Annotated in this window: 7 protein-coding genes, 2 tRNA genes and 1 pseudogene; 7 read left to right on the forward strand and 3 right to left on the reverse strand. The window is 75.2% G+C overall.

The window, feature by feature from the left end:
- Positions 1-357 (forward strand): annotated as a pseudogene (locus ACZJYS_RS17090) (hypothetical protein); the annotation flags it as partial.
- A gap of 48 nt (positions 358-405) precedes the next feature.
- On the opposite strand, the gene ACZJYS_RS17095 reads toward ACZJYS_RS17090, so the two are convergent.
- Complete coding sequence (locus tag ACZJYS_RS17095; RefSeq protein WP_109515840.1) at positions 406-1,053, reverse strand: CoA transferase subunit B; 648 nt, start codon at positions 1,051-1,053, stop codon at positions 406-408.
- A gap of 17 nt (positions 1,054-1,070) precedes the next feature.
- Positions 1,071-1,808, reverse strand: a complete 738-nt coding sequence (locus ACZJYS_RS17100; protein WP_109515839.1) for a CoA transferase subunit A — start codon at positions 1,806-1,808, stop codon at positions 1,071-1,073.
- A gap of 177 nt (positions 1,809-1,985) precedes the next feature.
- Here ACZJYS_RS17100 and ACZJYS_RS17105 point away from each other — a divergent pair.
- The 3 genes from ACZJYS_RS17105 (at position 1,986) to ACZJYS_RS17115 (ending at position 3,366) form a co-directional block, all read left to right on the forward strand.
- Positions 1,986-2,061, forward strand: a tRNA-Ala gene (locus ACZJYS_RS17105).
- A gap of 128 nt (positions 2,062-2,189) precedes the next feature.
- Positions 2,190-2,265 (forward strand) — tRNA-Ala (locus tag ACZJYS_RS17110).
- Positions 2,266-2,382: 117 nt separating this feature from the next.
- The gene (locus ACZJYS_RS17115) at positions 2,383-3,366 is read left to right on the forward strand and encodes a Bug family tripartite tricarboxylate transporter substrate binding protein (protein ID WP_379652419.1); all 984 of its coding nucleotides are present in this window, start codon (positions 2,383-2,385) and stop codon (positions 3,364-3,366) included.
- Positions 3,367-3,404: 38 nt separating this feature from the next.
- On the opposite strand, the gene ACZJYS_RS17120 is transcribed toward ACZJYS_RS17115, so the two are convergent.
- On the reverse strand, positions 3,405-4,157 hold the full coding sequence (locus tag ACZJYS_RS17120; RefSeq protein WP_493179711.1) for an SDR family NAD(P)-dependent oxidoreductase: 753 nt from the start codon (positions 4,155-4,157) through the stop codon (positions 3,405-3,407).
- Between the two features lie 108 nt (positions 4,158-4,265).
- Here ACZJYS_RS17120 and ACZJYS_RS17125 point away from each other — a divergent pair, with 108 nt between their 5' ends.
- The 3 genes from ACZJYS_RS17125 to ACZJYS_RS17135 all read left to right on the forward strand — a co-directional run.
- Positions 4,266-5,273 carry a C-terminal binding protein gene (locus ACZJYS_RS17125; RefSeq protein WP_379631747.1) on the forward strand — a complete coding sequence of 336 codons (1,008 nt, stop codon included), beginning with the start codon at positions 4,266-4,268 and terminating at the stop codon, positions 5,271-5,273.
- Positions 5,274-5,520: 247 nt separating this feature from the next.
- On the forward strand, positions 5,521-6,867 hold the full coding sequence (locus ACZJYS_RS17130; RefSeq protein WP_379652384.1) for a glycosyltransferase family 4 protein: 1,347 nt from the start codon (positions 5,521-5,523) through the stop codon (positions 6,865-6,867).
- Positions 6,868-7,009: 142 nt separating this feature from the next.
- Positions 7,010-13,301 (forward strand): beta-ketoacyl synthase N-terminal-like domain-containing protein (locus ACZJYS_RS17135; protein ID WP_493179712.1); only part of this gene is annotated, 6,292 nt, incomplete at its 3' end.

Raw genomic sequence — 13,301 nt, forward strand, 5'->3', positions numbered from 1 at the left:
TGGGCGGCGCCGCCCCTGCCGGCCGCCACGCCGCGCCAGGCGCCCGCGCGCCGCGCCGCGCCAGCCCCGCGCCGTGCCACGAGCGCGCCCGCTGCGCCGCACGCCACCGCCAGCCAGGATTGGGAGCGCACCCTCTCTGAACGCGAGCGCGAGCTGGAGACGTTGCGCCGCCGCCTGGAGGAGGACCGCCGGCGCTACGAGGCGCAGCGCGCCGCAACGCCCGCCTACAGCCGGGGCCCCGCCCAGCCGCAGGCCCAGCCTGCCGCGCCCATGCCGCAGCAGCCTTCCCTCACCGGCGCGGGCGCCGGCGTGCCCACGCCCGGCCCCGTGCCCACTCCGGGCCCGCGGCCGCAATAGCCCCCGCGCACCGGGAGAGGCCTGGCCCCTCCCGGCCGGGGCGGCGCCTCAGCCGATGCCGGCGCCGAGCGCGAAGCTGGCCTCGGTCTTCTCCCGCACCTCGTCGAGCGTGACGCCGGGCGCCAGCTCGGTCAACGTCATGCCGCCCTTCTGCCGGTCGATGGCGAAGACGGCCAGCTCGGTGATCACCATGTCCACCACCGCCTTGCCGGTCAGCGGCAGGGCGCATTCGCGCAGCAGCTTGGGCTTGCCGCCGGCGGTGTGCTCCATCAGCACCACCACCTTCTTCACGCCGGCCACCAGGTCCATGGCGCCGCCCATCCCCTTCACCATCTTGCCGGGGATCATCCAGTTGGCGAGGTCGCCATTCTCCGCCACCTGCAGCGCGCCCAGGATGGACAGGTCGATATGCCCGCCGCGGATCATGGCGAAGCTGTCGGCCGAGGAGAAGAAGCTGGTGGTGGGCAGCACCGTCACGGTCTGCTTGCCGGCGTTGATCAGGTCCGGGTCCTCGTCCCCCTCATAGGGGAAGGGGCCCATGCCCAGCATGCCGTTCTCCGACTGCAGCTGCACGCTCATCCCGTCGGGGATGTGGTTGGCCACCAGCGTCGGGATGCCGATGCCGAGATTGACGTAGAAGCCGTCCTGCAGTTCGCGGGCGGCGCGGGCGGCCATTTCGTCGCGGGTCCAGGGCATGGTCGTTCTCCTCTCCCTCAGGCGACGTTGCTGGTGGCGGGGTTCAGGTCGGTCACCCGCTTGCGCACGGTGCGCTGCTCGATGCGCTTCTCGTAGCCCTCGGGCAGCTTGACGATGCGCTTCACATAGATGCCGGGGGTGTGGATGTGGTCGGGGTCGAGCTCGCCCGGCTGCACCAGGTGCTCCACCTGCACCACCGTCATCGTCGCGGCGGTGGCCATCATCGGGTTGAAGTTGCGCGCCGTCTTGCGGAAGACGAGGTTGCCCTCGGTGTCCGCCTTCCAGGCGTGGATGATGGCGAGATCGGCGAACAGGCCGCGCTCCATCACATAGGTCTCGCCGTCGAACTCCCGCGTCTCCTTGCCCTCGGCCACGGCGGTGCCGACGCCGGTCTTGGTGAAGAAGGCGGGGATGCCGGCGCCGCCGGCGCGGATGCGCTCGGCCAGCGTGCCCTGCGGGTTGAACTCGATCTCCAGCTCGCCGGCCAGGAACTGCTCGGCGAAGGTCTTGTTCTCGCCCACATAGGAGGAGATCATCTTCCGGATCTGCCGCGTCTTCAGCAGCAGGCCGAGGCCCGCATCGTCGATGCCGGCGTTGTTCGAGACGACGGTGAGGTCCTTCACGCCGGAATCGCGGATCGCCTCGATCAACGCCCCCGGAATGCCGCACAGACCGAAGCCGCCGGAATGGATCAGCATGCCGTCGCGCAGCACGCCGTCGAGCGCGGCGCGCGCATCGGGGTAGACTTTCCGCATTTGACGCTCCCCAGTTTCGGATGCGGGGGAGGCTACCGGCCATGACGCGGCTGCGAAAGGGGCGCGCGGTGGCGTGCCGCACGTGCACGGAGGGGCGGCGCGGATGCGGCGAAAAAATCCCGCCTCCCCCGCTTGCGTGGCCCAGGCGCGCTCGTTATACCCCCGCCACTTCCCTGAGGGGCCATAGCTCAGTTGGGAGAGCGCTTGAATGGCATTCAAGAGGTCGTCGGTTCGATTCCGATTGGCTCCACCAGTTCCACAGGCCGCCCGGCAACGGGCGGCCTGTTGCATTTCCGGCCTCTGAGCCGCCCTTCAAGAGCCCGCCGCAAGGCCGCTTGCACGGCGCCCGCACCGCCGCTATATCGCCGCCTCGCTTCCTGTGGGGCCATAGCTCAGTTGGGAGAGCGCTTGAATGGCATTCAAGAGGTCGTCGGTTCGATTCCGATTGGCTCCACCAGTTCCGAACGGGCCGCTCAGCCACTGAGCGGCCCGTTTCGTTTGCGGCCTTCCGGCTTCCCGCGCCCGGCGGCGCCGCGCTAGCTTCGGCGCAACCATCACGCCGGAGGAAGCCCCCATGCCGCTCGCGCCGCGCCGCGCCCTGCTCGCCGCCCCCGCCCTGCTGCTGCCCGCCCTGCGGCCCGGCGCCGCGCGGTCCCAGCCCGCCTGGCCCAGCCGGCCCATCCGCCTCATCGTCCCCTTCGCCGCCGGCGGCGCGGCGGACAGCGCGGCGCGCACCATCGCCCCCCGCATGGGCGAGCGCCTGGGCCAGACCATCGTGGTGGAGAACCGCACCGGCGCGGGCGGCAGCGTCGGCGGCGGCGTGGTGGCGCAGGCGGCGCCCGACGGGCACATGCTGCTGTGGGACGCCTCCTCCCACCTCGTGAACCCCGCGCTGCTGAAGGGCCTGCCCTTCGACTACGCCACCGCCTTCACCCCCGTCTCGCTGGTCACCACCTTTCCGCAGGTGCTGGCGGTGCGCGCGGACAGCCCGGCGCAGGACCTGGCGGGCTTCATCGCCCTGGCGAAGTCGCGCCCCGGCCAGCTCAACATCGGCACCCAGGGCAATGCCACGGCGGGGCACCTGGCGGTGGTGCAGCTCGGCCGGCTGGCCGGCATCGAGGTGCAGCACGTGCCCTATCGCGGCGGCGCCGACGCGGCGCGCGACATCGCCGGCGGCAATCTGGACGCGGTGTTCATCACCGCCCTCTCGGCCGCGCCGGTGGTGGCCTCCGGCCGGGCGCGCTTCCTGGCCGTGGCGGCGGAGCGGCGCGTCTCGGTGCAGCCGGAGGTGCCCACCTTCGCCGAGGCCGGGCTGCCCGGCCTCACCCTCTCCGAATGGGCGGCGCTGTTCGGCCCCGCCGGGCTGCCGGAGGCCATCGCCACCCGTCTGCACGCCGTGCTGGCCGAGTCGCTGGCCGAGCCGGAGGTGCAGGCGCGCCTCGCCCAGCTCGCCGCCGTGCCGGTGGGCAGCAGCCCGGCCGACTTCGCCCGCTTCGTGCGCGAGGGGCGGCAGAGCATGGCGACGCTGGTGCGGGAGGCGAACATCCGCGTGGAGTGAGCCTCCCGGGCGGCGGGGGGAGCCTTGGGGCTTGGCGGCTACACCACCACCCCGCCATCGACATGCAGCACCTGCCCGGTGATGTAGCCGGCCCGCTCCGAGGCGAGAAAGGCGATCGCCTCCGCCACGTCCTGCGGCTGGCCCAGGCGGCGCAGCGGGATGCGGGCGACCACCGCCTCCCACGCCTTCGCGTCCAGCGCCGCGTGCGCGCCGGAATCCTTCTGCGTGTAGCCCGGCGCCACGGCGTTGACGGTGACCGCCGGCGCCCATTCCAGCGCCAGCGCCTTCACCAGCGCCTCCACCCCCGCCTTGGCCGTGGCGGAGGCGGGGAACACCGCGCTGTCGGTGCGGAAATTGTGCGCCACGAAGGAGGAGACGGCGACCAGCCGCGGCGCCCGCCCCGCTGCCAGCAGCGGCCCCGCGGCGCGCGCCAGGCGGAACAGCGCCGTCAGGATGGTGTCCTGGCTGCGGGCGAAGGCCTCGTCGGTGAGCTGCGCCACCGGCGTGCGGTCGGCGAAGCCGGCGTTGGAGACCAGCACGTCCAGCCCGCCCAGGGCGGCGGCGGCCTCGGCCACCAGCCGCGCGGGGGCGTCCGGCGCGGCCAGGTCGGCCAGCAGCACGGTGGCCTCGGCGCCGTGCGCGCGGGCCTCCGCCGCCACGCGCTCCGCCCCCGCGCGGTTGTTGCGGGCGTGCACGGCCAGCGCCACGCCCGGCCCGGCGAGCGCCCGCGCCGTGGCGGCGCCGATGCCGCTCGACGCGCCCGTGACCAGGATTCTCCGCTCCACCGTCATGCCTGCCTCCCTGCCTTGCCGGGCGCAGGATAGGCGGGGTGGCTTGCGCGCCCAAGGTGGCCCCCGCATCCTCCGCGCAACAAACTCAACCTGGAGGAGAGCACTCCCATGCTGACCGTTCTGGAACCGGAAGGCCTGTACCCCGACACCACGCTGGAGGAGGAGATCCTGGGCCCCGGGGTGCGGGTCATCCGTGGCGGCGGGCCGGGCGGGGTGGAGGAGCTGCCGGATGCGCTCTGCGCCGAGGCGGACGGGCTGTTCATCTTCCGCCACTGGCTGCCGGGCAGCCAGCTGCACCGCTTCCCGAAGCTGAAGGTGGTGGTGCGCATGGGCGTGGGCTACGACCGGCTGGACCGCCCGGCGCTCGCCGCGCGCGGCGTGACGGTGTGCAACGTGCCCGACTACGGCACCACCGAGGTGGCCGACCACGCCGTGGCCCTGGCGCTGACGCTGCGGCGCGGCATCGCGCTGCACCACGACCTGCAGCGCGCCGACCCGCCCGCCGAGTGGCGCTACCTCGACAGCCCGCTGGTCCAGCGCGCCTCGGAGCAGACCTTCGGCATCCTCGGCCTCGGGCGCATCGGCACGGCGGTGGCGCTGCGGGCGAAGGCCTTCGGCTTCCGCGTGGTGTTCTTCGACCCCTACCTGCCGAACGGCGTGGACCGCGCGCTCGGCATCGCCCGCGCCCGCAGCCTGGAGGAATTGCTGGCGCAGACCGACACGCTCTCGATCCACGCGCCGCTGACCCGCACCACGCGCGGCCTGCTGGACGAGGCGGCGCTGCGCCTTCTGCGCCCCGGCGCGGTGGTGGTGAACACGGCGCGCGGGCCGATCCTCGACCTCGACGGGCTGGCCGCCTGCCTGCGCGACGGCCACATCGCCGGCGCCGGACTGGACGTGCTGCCACAGGAACCGCCGGTTGCGCCCATTCCGGCCCTGCTAGCAGCCTACCGTGCGCGCGAGCCCTGGCTCACGGGCCGGTTGATCGTCACGCCCCACAGCGCCTTCCACACCCCCCACGCCTTCGCGGACATCCGCATCAAAAGCGCTGAGACGATGCGCGATGTTCTACTGGAAGGAAGGCACAACAATGTGATAATGCCGGAGGCTGACTGACGAATAAACCAATAACGATCAATCTCCCGATCATTTTCGACGCGACACAACCCGTAAGCGCCGCTATTGCTACCGGAAGGCGAAAGCCGACGCTGCCAAGCTTTCGCTACTCGCATGACGCGAAACCGGAAAATCAGGGGAAACCCACTTTTTCGTGAGTTACTTTTCTTCGCGGTCGCAGCATAAGTCATTACTGCTTACCAACTAGGGCGGCGCGCCGAGCCCGCCGCCCTTCTGGGGATCGACGATGCCCTTTGACTCGCGCGCCGACGGCCTGCACGTGATTCTGGATGTCTCCCGGCTGCTCAGCTGCGGCCGCAAGCGCACCCCGTCGGGCATTGATCGCGTCGAACTCGCCTATGCGCGGCGCTGGCTGGCGGCGCCGCCGGATTCCTGCAGCTTCGTGGGGCAGGAGTTGCAGGGCGGCTTCGCCATGCTGCCCCGCCGCCTGGTGGCCGATCTCGTCGCCGCCCTCACCGAGGCCTGGAGCAGCGGGCTGGCCAATGGCCCGGCCTTCCGCACCGCGGCGCGCATCGGCGGGCTGGGGCGGGGGCGGCTGCTGCTCGGCCTCGGCCGCTCCGACCTCGCGCGGCTGATGAACGGCACCCGCCGGCTGGCCTTCCTGCTCGTCTCCCACCAGGCGCTGGACCGCAGCGGGCCGATCGAGGCGATGCGCCGCGCCGGCTGCGCCTTCGTGCCGCTGATCCACGACCTGATCCCCGTCACCCATCCGGAATACGCACGCCCCGGCCAGGCGGAGAAGCATCTGCGCCGCATCACCACCACCGCCGCCCTGGCGGATGGCGTGATCGTCAATTCCGTCGCCACCGCCGAGGCGCTGTCGCCCTATCTGTCCGGGCGCGCCGCGCCGCCGCCCGTGGTGGTGGCGCCGCTCGGCATCGACACCCAGTCCACGCCGTCGCACGGCACGCCGATCGACCCCTACTTCATCACCCTCGGCACCATCGAGCCGCGCAAGAACCACCTGCTGCTGCTGCATCTGTGGCGGGAGCTGGCGCGCCGGCACGGCGCCGCCACGCCGCGGCTGCTGGTCATCGGCAAGCGCGGCTGGGAGAACGAGAACGTCGTCGACATCCTGGAGCGCTGCACCGTGCTGAAGGGGCTGGTGCAGGAGGTGGGCCAGCTGCCGGACCGCATGGTGGCCGAGCTGCTGCAGGGCGCGCGCGCCCTGCTCTTCCCCTCCTTCGCCGAGGGCTATGGCCTGCCGCTGGCCGAGGCGCTGGCGGTGCGGCTGCCGGTCATCTGCTCCGACCTGCCGGCGCTGCGCGAGGTGGGCGGCGCCGTGCCGGACTACCTCGACCCGCTGGATGGCAGCGCCTGGCGCAATGCCGTGATCGACTACGCCACCCCCGGCAGCCAGTCGCGCGAGGCGCAGCTGCGCCGCATGGAAGGCTGGCGGACCCCGAGCTGGGCCGAGCATTTCGGGCAGGTGGACGACCTGCTCTGGCAGGTCACCGACCCCGCCTGGCGGATGACAGGGCTGCAGAAGCGGCTGCCGGGGCGCGCCGAGGCCGCGAACAGCTGGCGCGGCATGGCCGGCGGCGTTGCCGCGCGGGATGCGGCCATGTCATGACAGTCCTGCCGGACGGGGCTTCGTCCGCGCCCGGCAAGCTGGCTGGCTTCATCCTCGGCTTTTTCCCTGACGCTTCTCTTGCGCGGCCTCTCCTGCCGGCCGCAGAGCATATGGAATGACTCAAGGACCGACTCCATCCGCCATGCGCGCCGCTGAACCGGTCGCCATCATCGGCGCCGCCTGCCGGCTGCCGGGTGCCAAGGATCTGGATGGCTTCTGGGACATGATGGCCGCCGGGCGCGACTGCGTCGGCACCCTGCCGCCGGACCGCTTCACCCAGGCCGCCTTCCACCACCCGCGCAAGGGCGAGCCGGGCCGTTCCTACAGCTTCGCCGCCGCGCATCTGGGCGACATCGCCGGCTTCGACGCCCCCGCCTTCGGCCTCTCCCCGCGCGAGGCCGCCGAGATGGACCCGCAGCAGCGCCTGCTGCTGGAGGTGGCGGCCGAGGCGCTGGAGGATGCGGGCTGGCCGGCCAGCCAGCTCGCCGGCCGCGCCGTGGGCGTCTGGGTCGGCGGCTCCTCGACCGACTATGCCGAGCTGCGCCTGGGCGATTCCCCCGGCGCCGACCGCTACTTCATGACCGGCAACACGCTGTCGATCCTGGCCAACCGCCTGACCAACGTGTTCGACCTGCGCGGCCCCGGCCAGACGGTGGACACCGCCTGCTCCTCCTCGCTGGTGGCGCTGGAGGCCGCGGTGGCGGCGCTGCGCGCGGGGCGGGTGGAGGCGGCGCTGGTGGGGGGCGTGCAGATGCTGCTCTCGCCCTTCGCCTTCGTCGGCTTCTCGCGCGCCGGCATGCTCTCGGCGCGCGGCCGCTGCCAGGCCTTCGACGCGGCGGCGGACGGCTATGTGCGCGGCGAGGGCGCCGGCCTCGTGGTCCTGAAGCCGCTCTCGGCGGCGCTGGCGGCGGGCGATGCCATCCGCGGCGTCATCCTGGCCGCCGGCACCAACGCCGCCGGCCGCACCATCGGCCTCTCCCTGCCCAACCGCGAGGCGCAGGCGGCGCTGCTGCAGCGCGTGCTGGCCGAGGCCGGCGTGGCGCGGGACGACATCGCCTATTTCGAGGCGCATGGCACCGGCACCCAGGCCGGCGACCCGGCCGAGACCTGGGCCATCGGCACCGCGCTGGCGCAGGGCCGCGCCACGCCGCTGGCCATCGGCTCGGTGAAGACCAATATCGGCCATCTGGAGCCGGCCTCGGGCATCGCCGGCCTGCTCAAGGCCATGCTGGTGCTGGAGCGGGGCGCGGTGCCGCCCAACCTGCATTTCAGCACGCCCAACCCGAACATCGACTTCGCCGGGCTGAACCTGCGCGTCCCCACCATGCTGGAGGCGCTGCCGCCGGGCGCGGTGGCCGGCGTCAACAGCTTCGGCTTCGGCGGCACCAACGCCTCGGTGCTGCTGGGGGCCGCCCCTCCCCAGCCTGCCACCAGCCAGCCTGCCACCAGCCAGCCTGACGCCGCCCAACCTGCTGACGTCGGGCCGGCACCGCCGCTGGTGCTGAGCGCCCGCTCCGCCGCCGCGCTGAAGACACTGGCCACCCGCTGGCGGGACCGGCTGGAGGACGGCACGGACACCCTGCCGCTCCGCCGCGGCCTCGGCCGCCACCGCGACCTGCACGGCCACCGCCTGGCGCTGCGCGGCGAGGATGCCGCGGCCCTGCGCGCCGGGCTGGAGGGCTGGCTCGCCGGCACCCGGCCGGAGGGGGTGACGCATGGCGTCGCCAAGCGCGGCGCGGGCGGGCACATCGCCTTCGTCTTCTCCGGCAATGGCGCGCAGTTCGCCGGCATGGCGCGGGAGGCGATGGCGCACAACGCCGCCTTCCGCGCCGCCGTCGCGGCGGCGGATGCGGTGCTGGCGCCGCTCACCGGCTGGTCCGGCGCCGCGCTGCTGGCGGCGGGCGCCACCGCCGACGACCTCGCGGGCACCGACCGCGCGCAGCCGCTGCTCTTCCTGGTGCAGCACGGCATCCTGGCGGCGCTGGCCGCGCAGGGCATCCGGCCGGACTACGTGCTGGGCCATTCGGTGGGCGAGGTGGCGGCGGCGCAGGCGGCCGGCATCCTCACCATGGCGCAGGCGGCGCGGCTGGTGGTGGCGCGCTCCCGCGCCCAGCACAGCCGGCGCGGCCAGGGCCGCATGGCGGCGATCGGCGCCGGAGCCGAGGCGGCGGCGCCGCTGCTGGCCGCCTGCCCGCCCAACGAATTCGGCTGGCGCCCCGAGATCGCCGCCTACAACGCGCCGGACGCCATCACCGTGGCCGGGCCGGAGGCGGCGATCGACGCGCTGGTGGCGGCCGCCAAGGCGCAGCGCCTGGCCGCCGTGCGGCTCGATCTCGACTACGCCTTCCACTCCGCCGCCATGGACCCGGTGCGCGAGGCGCTGCTGGCCGAGCTGGAAGGCTTCGCCCCCCAGGAGGCCCCGGGCGCGGGGCGGATCGGCTTCCTCTCCTCCGTCACCGGCACCAAGCTGCCGGGCGCGGCACTGGATGCCGAGTACTGGTGGCAGAACCTGCGCGCCCCGGTGCGCTTCCAGGCGGCGGTGCAGGCGGCGGTGGATGCCGGCGCCCGGCTGTTCCTGGAGATCGGCCCCAACCCGGTGCTGCAATCCTATCTGCGCGAGAGCCTGCGCGCCGCCGAGGCGGAGGCGCCGGTGCTGGCCAGCCTCAGCCGCCGCGACCCGCCGGGCGACCCCTTCCCGGCGCTGGCCGACCGCGCCCTGGCACTGGGCGCCGACCCGCGCGGCGGCCCCGCCTGGCAGGGCCCGGCGGCGCGGCGCGGCCTGCCCTTCACGCCCTTCGAGCGGCAGCGCCACTGGTTCGCCGCCACGCAGGAGACCGTGCGGCTGACCGACCCGGTGGCCGAGCACCCGCTGCTCGGCTTCCGCCAGGGCAACGAGGCGGGGCGCTGGTCGCGCCTGCTGGACACGGCGCAGGAACCCTGGCTGGCCGACCACCGGCTGGGCGGCGAGCCGGTGCTGCCCGCCGCCGCCATGCTGGAGATGGCGCTCGCCGCCGCCGCCCAGCACTTCCCGGAGGCGCCGGTGCTGGAGCTGCGCGACGTGCAGATCCTGCGCGCCCTGCCGCTCTCCGCCGATTCGGCGCGCGAGCTGCGCTTCGTGCTGGAACCGGAGAACGGCCTGTTCCAGATCGAGAGCCGGCCGCGCCTGACCGGCGAGGGCTGGACCCTGCACGCGCGCGGCCAGGCGGCCGCCGCCACCCCGGCGGCGCTGGACGCCGCCCCGCCCCCCACGCTGGAAGGGCCGCGCCTGGAAGGCGGGGAGATCCTCGCCATCGCCCGCCGCCTGCAGCTGGATTACGGCCCCGCCTTCCAGGCGGCGGCGGAAGCCACCCTGTCCGCCGATGGCCGGCAGGCCGGGGTGCGCCTCGTCCTGCCCGCGGCGGCGCCGCCCGACTCGGCCGGCTGGCTGCTGCACCCGGTGCGGCTGGACGCGGCGCTGCACGGGCTGGTGGCGCTGTTCGCCCCCGGCCAGCGGGAGGAGGAGGGCACCGCCGTGGTGCCGGTGCGCTTCGGCCGGCTGCTGCTGCGGCGCGGCGCGCCCGTGCCGGTCAGCGCCGAGCTGGCGCTGCTGCACCGCGGCAGCCGCTCCGGCCAGTACGCGGCCCGGCTGCGCGACGGCAACGGGCAGGTGGTGGCGCAGCTGGAGGAGGGCTGGATGCAGTCCATCCGCCTCGCCCCGCGCCCCACCGTGGCGGAGGCGGTGTTCCGCATCGAGCCGCTGGCGCTGGAGGCGGCGCCCGGCCCCGCCCCGTCGGTCGACCTGGACGCCGCCCTGCGCGCCGCCCTGGCCGAGGATGCCGAGCACGACCTGAGCGAGACGGCGCTGCTGCTGGAGGGCCATGTGGTGTCCAGCGCCCAGGCGGCGCTGCGCGCCCGCGCCGGGGTGTCGGGGCTGCTGCCGGCGGCCGGCCTCTCGCCCTACGCGCTGTCGCTGCTGCGCGCCCTGGCCGAGGACGGGCTGGCCGAGCCGGGCCCCAAGGGCTGGCTGCTGCCGCCGCCGGAGGACCTGCCGGAAGCCGGCGACATCTGGCGCGCCGTGCTGGCCGAGAGCCCGGCGCTGGCGCATGAGCTGGGCTGGCTGGCCCTGGCGGCCGAGCGCCTGCCGCAGGCGCTCTCCGGCGAATCGCAGCCCGAGAGCCTGCCGCCGCCCGATGCGCTGGGCTTCGAGCGGCTGGCCGCCGTGCTGGCCCAGGCGGTGGGGCGCTTCGTCGCCGGCTGGCCGCCGGGGCGGCCGCTGCGGGTGCTGGAGCTGGGCGCCAATGGCGGGCCGCTGACGCGGCGGCTGCTGGCCGTGCTGGGCGCCAGCGGGCGGCCGGTGCGCTACACCGCCACCGGCGCGCCGGGCGATGCCCGCGCCGCCGCCATCCCGCCGCATGCGGGCAACATCGCCTTCGGCTTCGAGGCCTGGGAGCCGGGCGCCCCCGCCCCGGCCGGGCTGGGCGCGGACCTCGTGGTGGGGCTGGCCGCCGCCGCCCGCGCGCGGCGCGGCACCGCCCTGCTCGGCACGCTGGGCGGCCTGCTGGCCGGCGGCGGCGCCCTGCTGCTGGCCGAGCCGCTGCCCGGCCGCGCCTGGACCTTCACCTGCGGCCAGGATGCGGGCTGGTGGGACCATGGCGCGCCCCCGCTGCCCGACGCCGCCGGCTGGGAAGCCGCCTGCGCCGCCCCGGATGTGGAGCGCGCCTGGATCGCGCCGCTCGGCTCGGCGCCCTGGCCGGCGCTGCTGATCGGCGCCCGCGCGGCACAGCCGGCGGCCGGCGAGGGTGGGGCGCCTTCCCTGCCGCCGCCCGCCATCGCCCTGCAGCTGCACCATGACGAGGCCAGCGCGCCGCTGGCCGAGGCCCTGGCGGCCGCCCTGGCCGGGGCCGGCGCCGGCGTCACCGCCCTGCCGCTGGCCGGGGCGGCGCGGCAGCCGCCGCGCACCCTGTCCGGCATTCACGCGGTGGTGCTGGCCGCCCCCGGGGCGGAGGCGCTGGCGGCCACGCTGGCGCAGGTCACCGCCCTGGCCGAGGCGGCGCGCGGCCGTGCCCGGGCCTTCACCCTGCTGACCGCCGACGCGCTGCACATGCCGGAGGCCGCCGCGCTGCACGGCCTGGCCCGGGTGCTGGCCAACGAGATGCCGGAGCTGCGGCCGCGCCGCATCGGGCTGGACGCCGCGCTGGCACCGCAGGAGGCCGCCGCCCGCCTGCTGCCCGAGCTGCTGGGCGCCGGCGCGGAGCCGGAGCTGCACCTGACCCCGGCCGCGCGCCTGGCGCCGCGCCTGCGCCCCGGCGCGAAGCCCGCCGCCGCCGCGCCGCAGGGCCCGGCGCGGCTGGCCATCCGCCAGCCCGGCCAGCTCGGCACGCTGGAATGGGAGCCGCTCGACCTGCCGCCGCCCGGCCCGGGCGAGGTGGTGGTGCGCGTCGAGGCCGCCGGGCTGAACTTCCGCGACCTGATGTGGGCGCAGGGGCTGCTGCCGGAGGAGGCGCTGCTGCTCGGCTTCGCCGGCCCGACGCTGGGCATGGAGATGGCCGGCGTGGTGGAGCAGGCCGGGCCGGACGTCGCCTTCCGCCCGGGCGAGGCGGTGTTCGGCTTCGCCCCCGCGGCGCTGGCCAGCCGCGTGCGCACCCGCGCCGAGGCGGTGACGCGCGTGCCGCCGGGGCTGGATTTCGCCGCCGCCGCCACCGTGCCGGTGGCCTTCCTCACCGCCATCTACGCGCTGGAGAACTGCGCCCGCCTGGAGGCCGGCGAGACGGTGCTGATCCATGGCGGCGCCGGCGCGGTGGGGCTGGCCGCGCTGCAGGTGGCGCAGGCGGCGGGGGCGCGCATCGCCGCCACCGCCGGCACGCCGGCCAAGCGCGCCCTGCTGCGCGCCGCCGGCGCCGAGCTGGTGCTGGACAGCCGCGACGCCGGCTTCGCCGACCAGCTCCGCGCCGCCTGGCCGGAGGGGGTGGACGTGGTGCTGAACTCGCTCGCCGGCGAGGCGATGGAGCGCAGCCTCGGGCTGGTGAAGCCCTTCGGCCGCTTCGTCGAGCTGGGCAAGCGGGACTTCTTCGAGAACCGCCGCGTCGGGCTGCGCCCCTACCGCCACAACCTCACCTATTTCGGCGTGGATGTGGACCAGCTGCCGAAGGCGCGGCCCATACTGGCGCGCCGCCTGCTCACCGACATCGCCCAGCGCTTCGCCGACGGGCTGCTGCACCCGCTGCCGCACGCGGCGCGCCAGGCCACCGAGGTGGAGGCCGCCTTCCGCGCGCTGCAGGCCAGCAGCCACATCGGCAAGCTGGTGCTGGTGCCGCCCGCCATGCCGCGCACCCCGCCCCGCCCCGCCTGGGTGCCGCCCGAGGGCACCATCCTGGTGGTGGGCGGCGTGCAGGGCTTCGGCTTCGAATGCGCCAAGTGGCTGGCGGCGCGCGGCGCGAGAGCAGGGCGAGATGCCG

Source organism: Roseomonas sp. TS2 (assembly GCF_058833935.1).

What these genes read in the sequence shown, in the direction of transcription:
- ACZJYS_RS17095 (WP_109515840.1), bottom strand. Translation starts at nt 1,053, where the DNA reads ATGCCCTGGACCCGCGACGAAATGGCCGCCCGCGCCGCCCGCGAACTG.
- ACZJYS_RS17100 (WP_109515839.1), bottom strand. Translation starts at nt 1,808, where the DNA reads ATGCGGAAAGTCTACCCCGATGCGCGCGCCGCGCTCGACGGCGTGCTG.
- ACZJYS_RS17115 (WP_379652419.1), top strand. Translation starts at nt 2,383, where the DNA reads ATGCCGCTCGCGCCGCGCCGCGCCCTGCTCGCCGCCCCCGCCCTGCTG.
- ACZJYS_RS17120 (WP_493179711.1), bottom strand. Translation starts at nt 4,157, where the DNA reads ATGACGGTGGAGCGGAGAATCCTGGTCACGGGCGCGTCGAGCGGCATC.
- ACZJYS_RS17125 (WP_379631747.1), top strand. Translation starts at nt 4,266, where the DNA reads ATGCTGACCGTTCTGGAACCGGAAGGCCTGTACCCCGACACCACGCTG.
- ACZJYS_RS17130 (WP_379652384.1), top strand. Translation starts at nt 5,521, where the DNA reads ATGCCCTTTGACTCGCGCGCCGACGGCCTGCACGTGATTCTGGATGTC.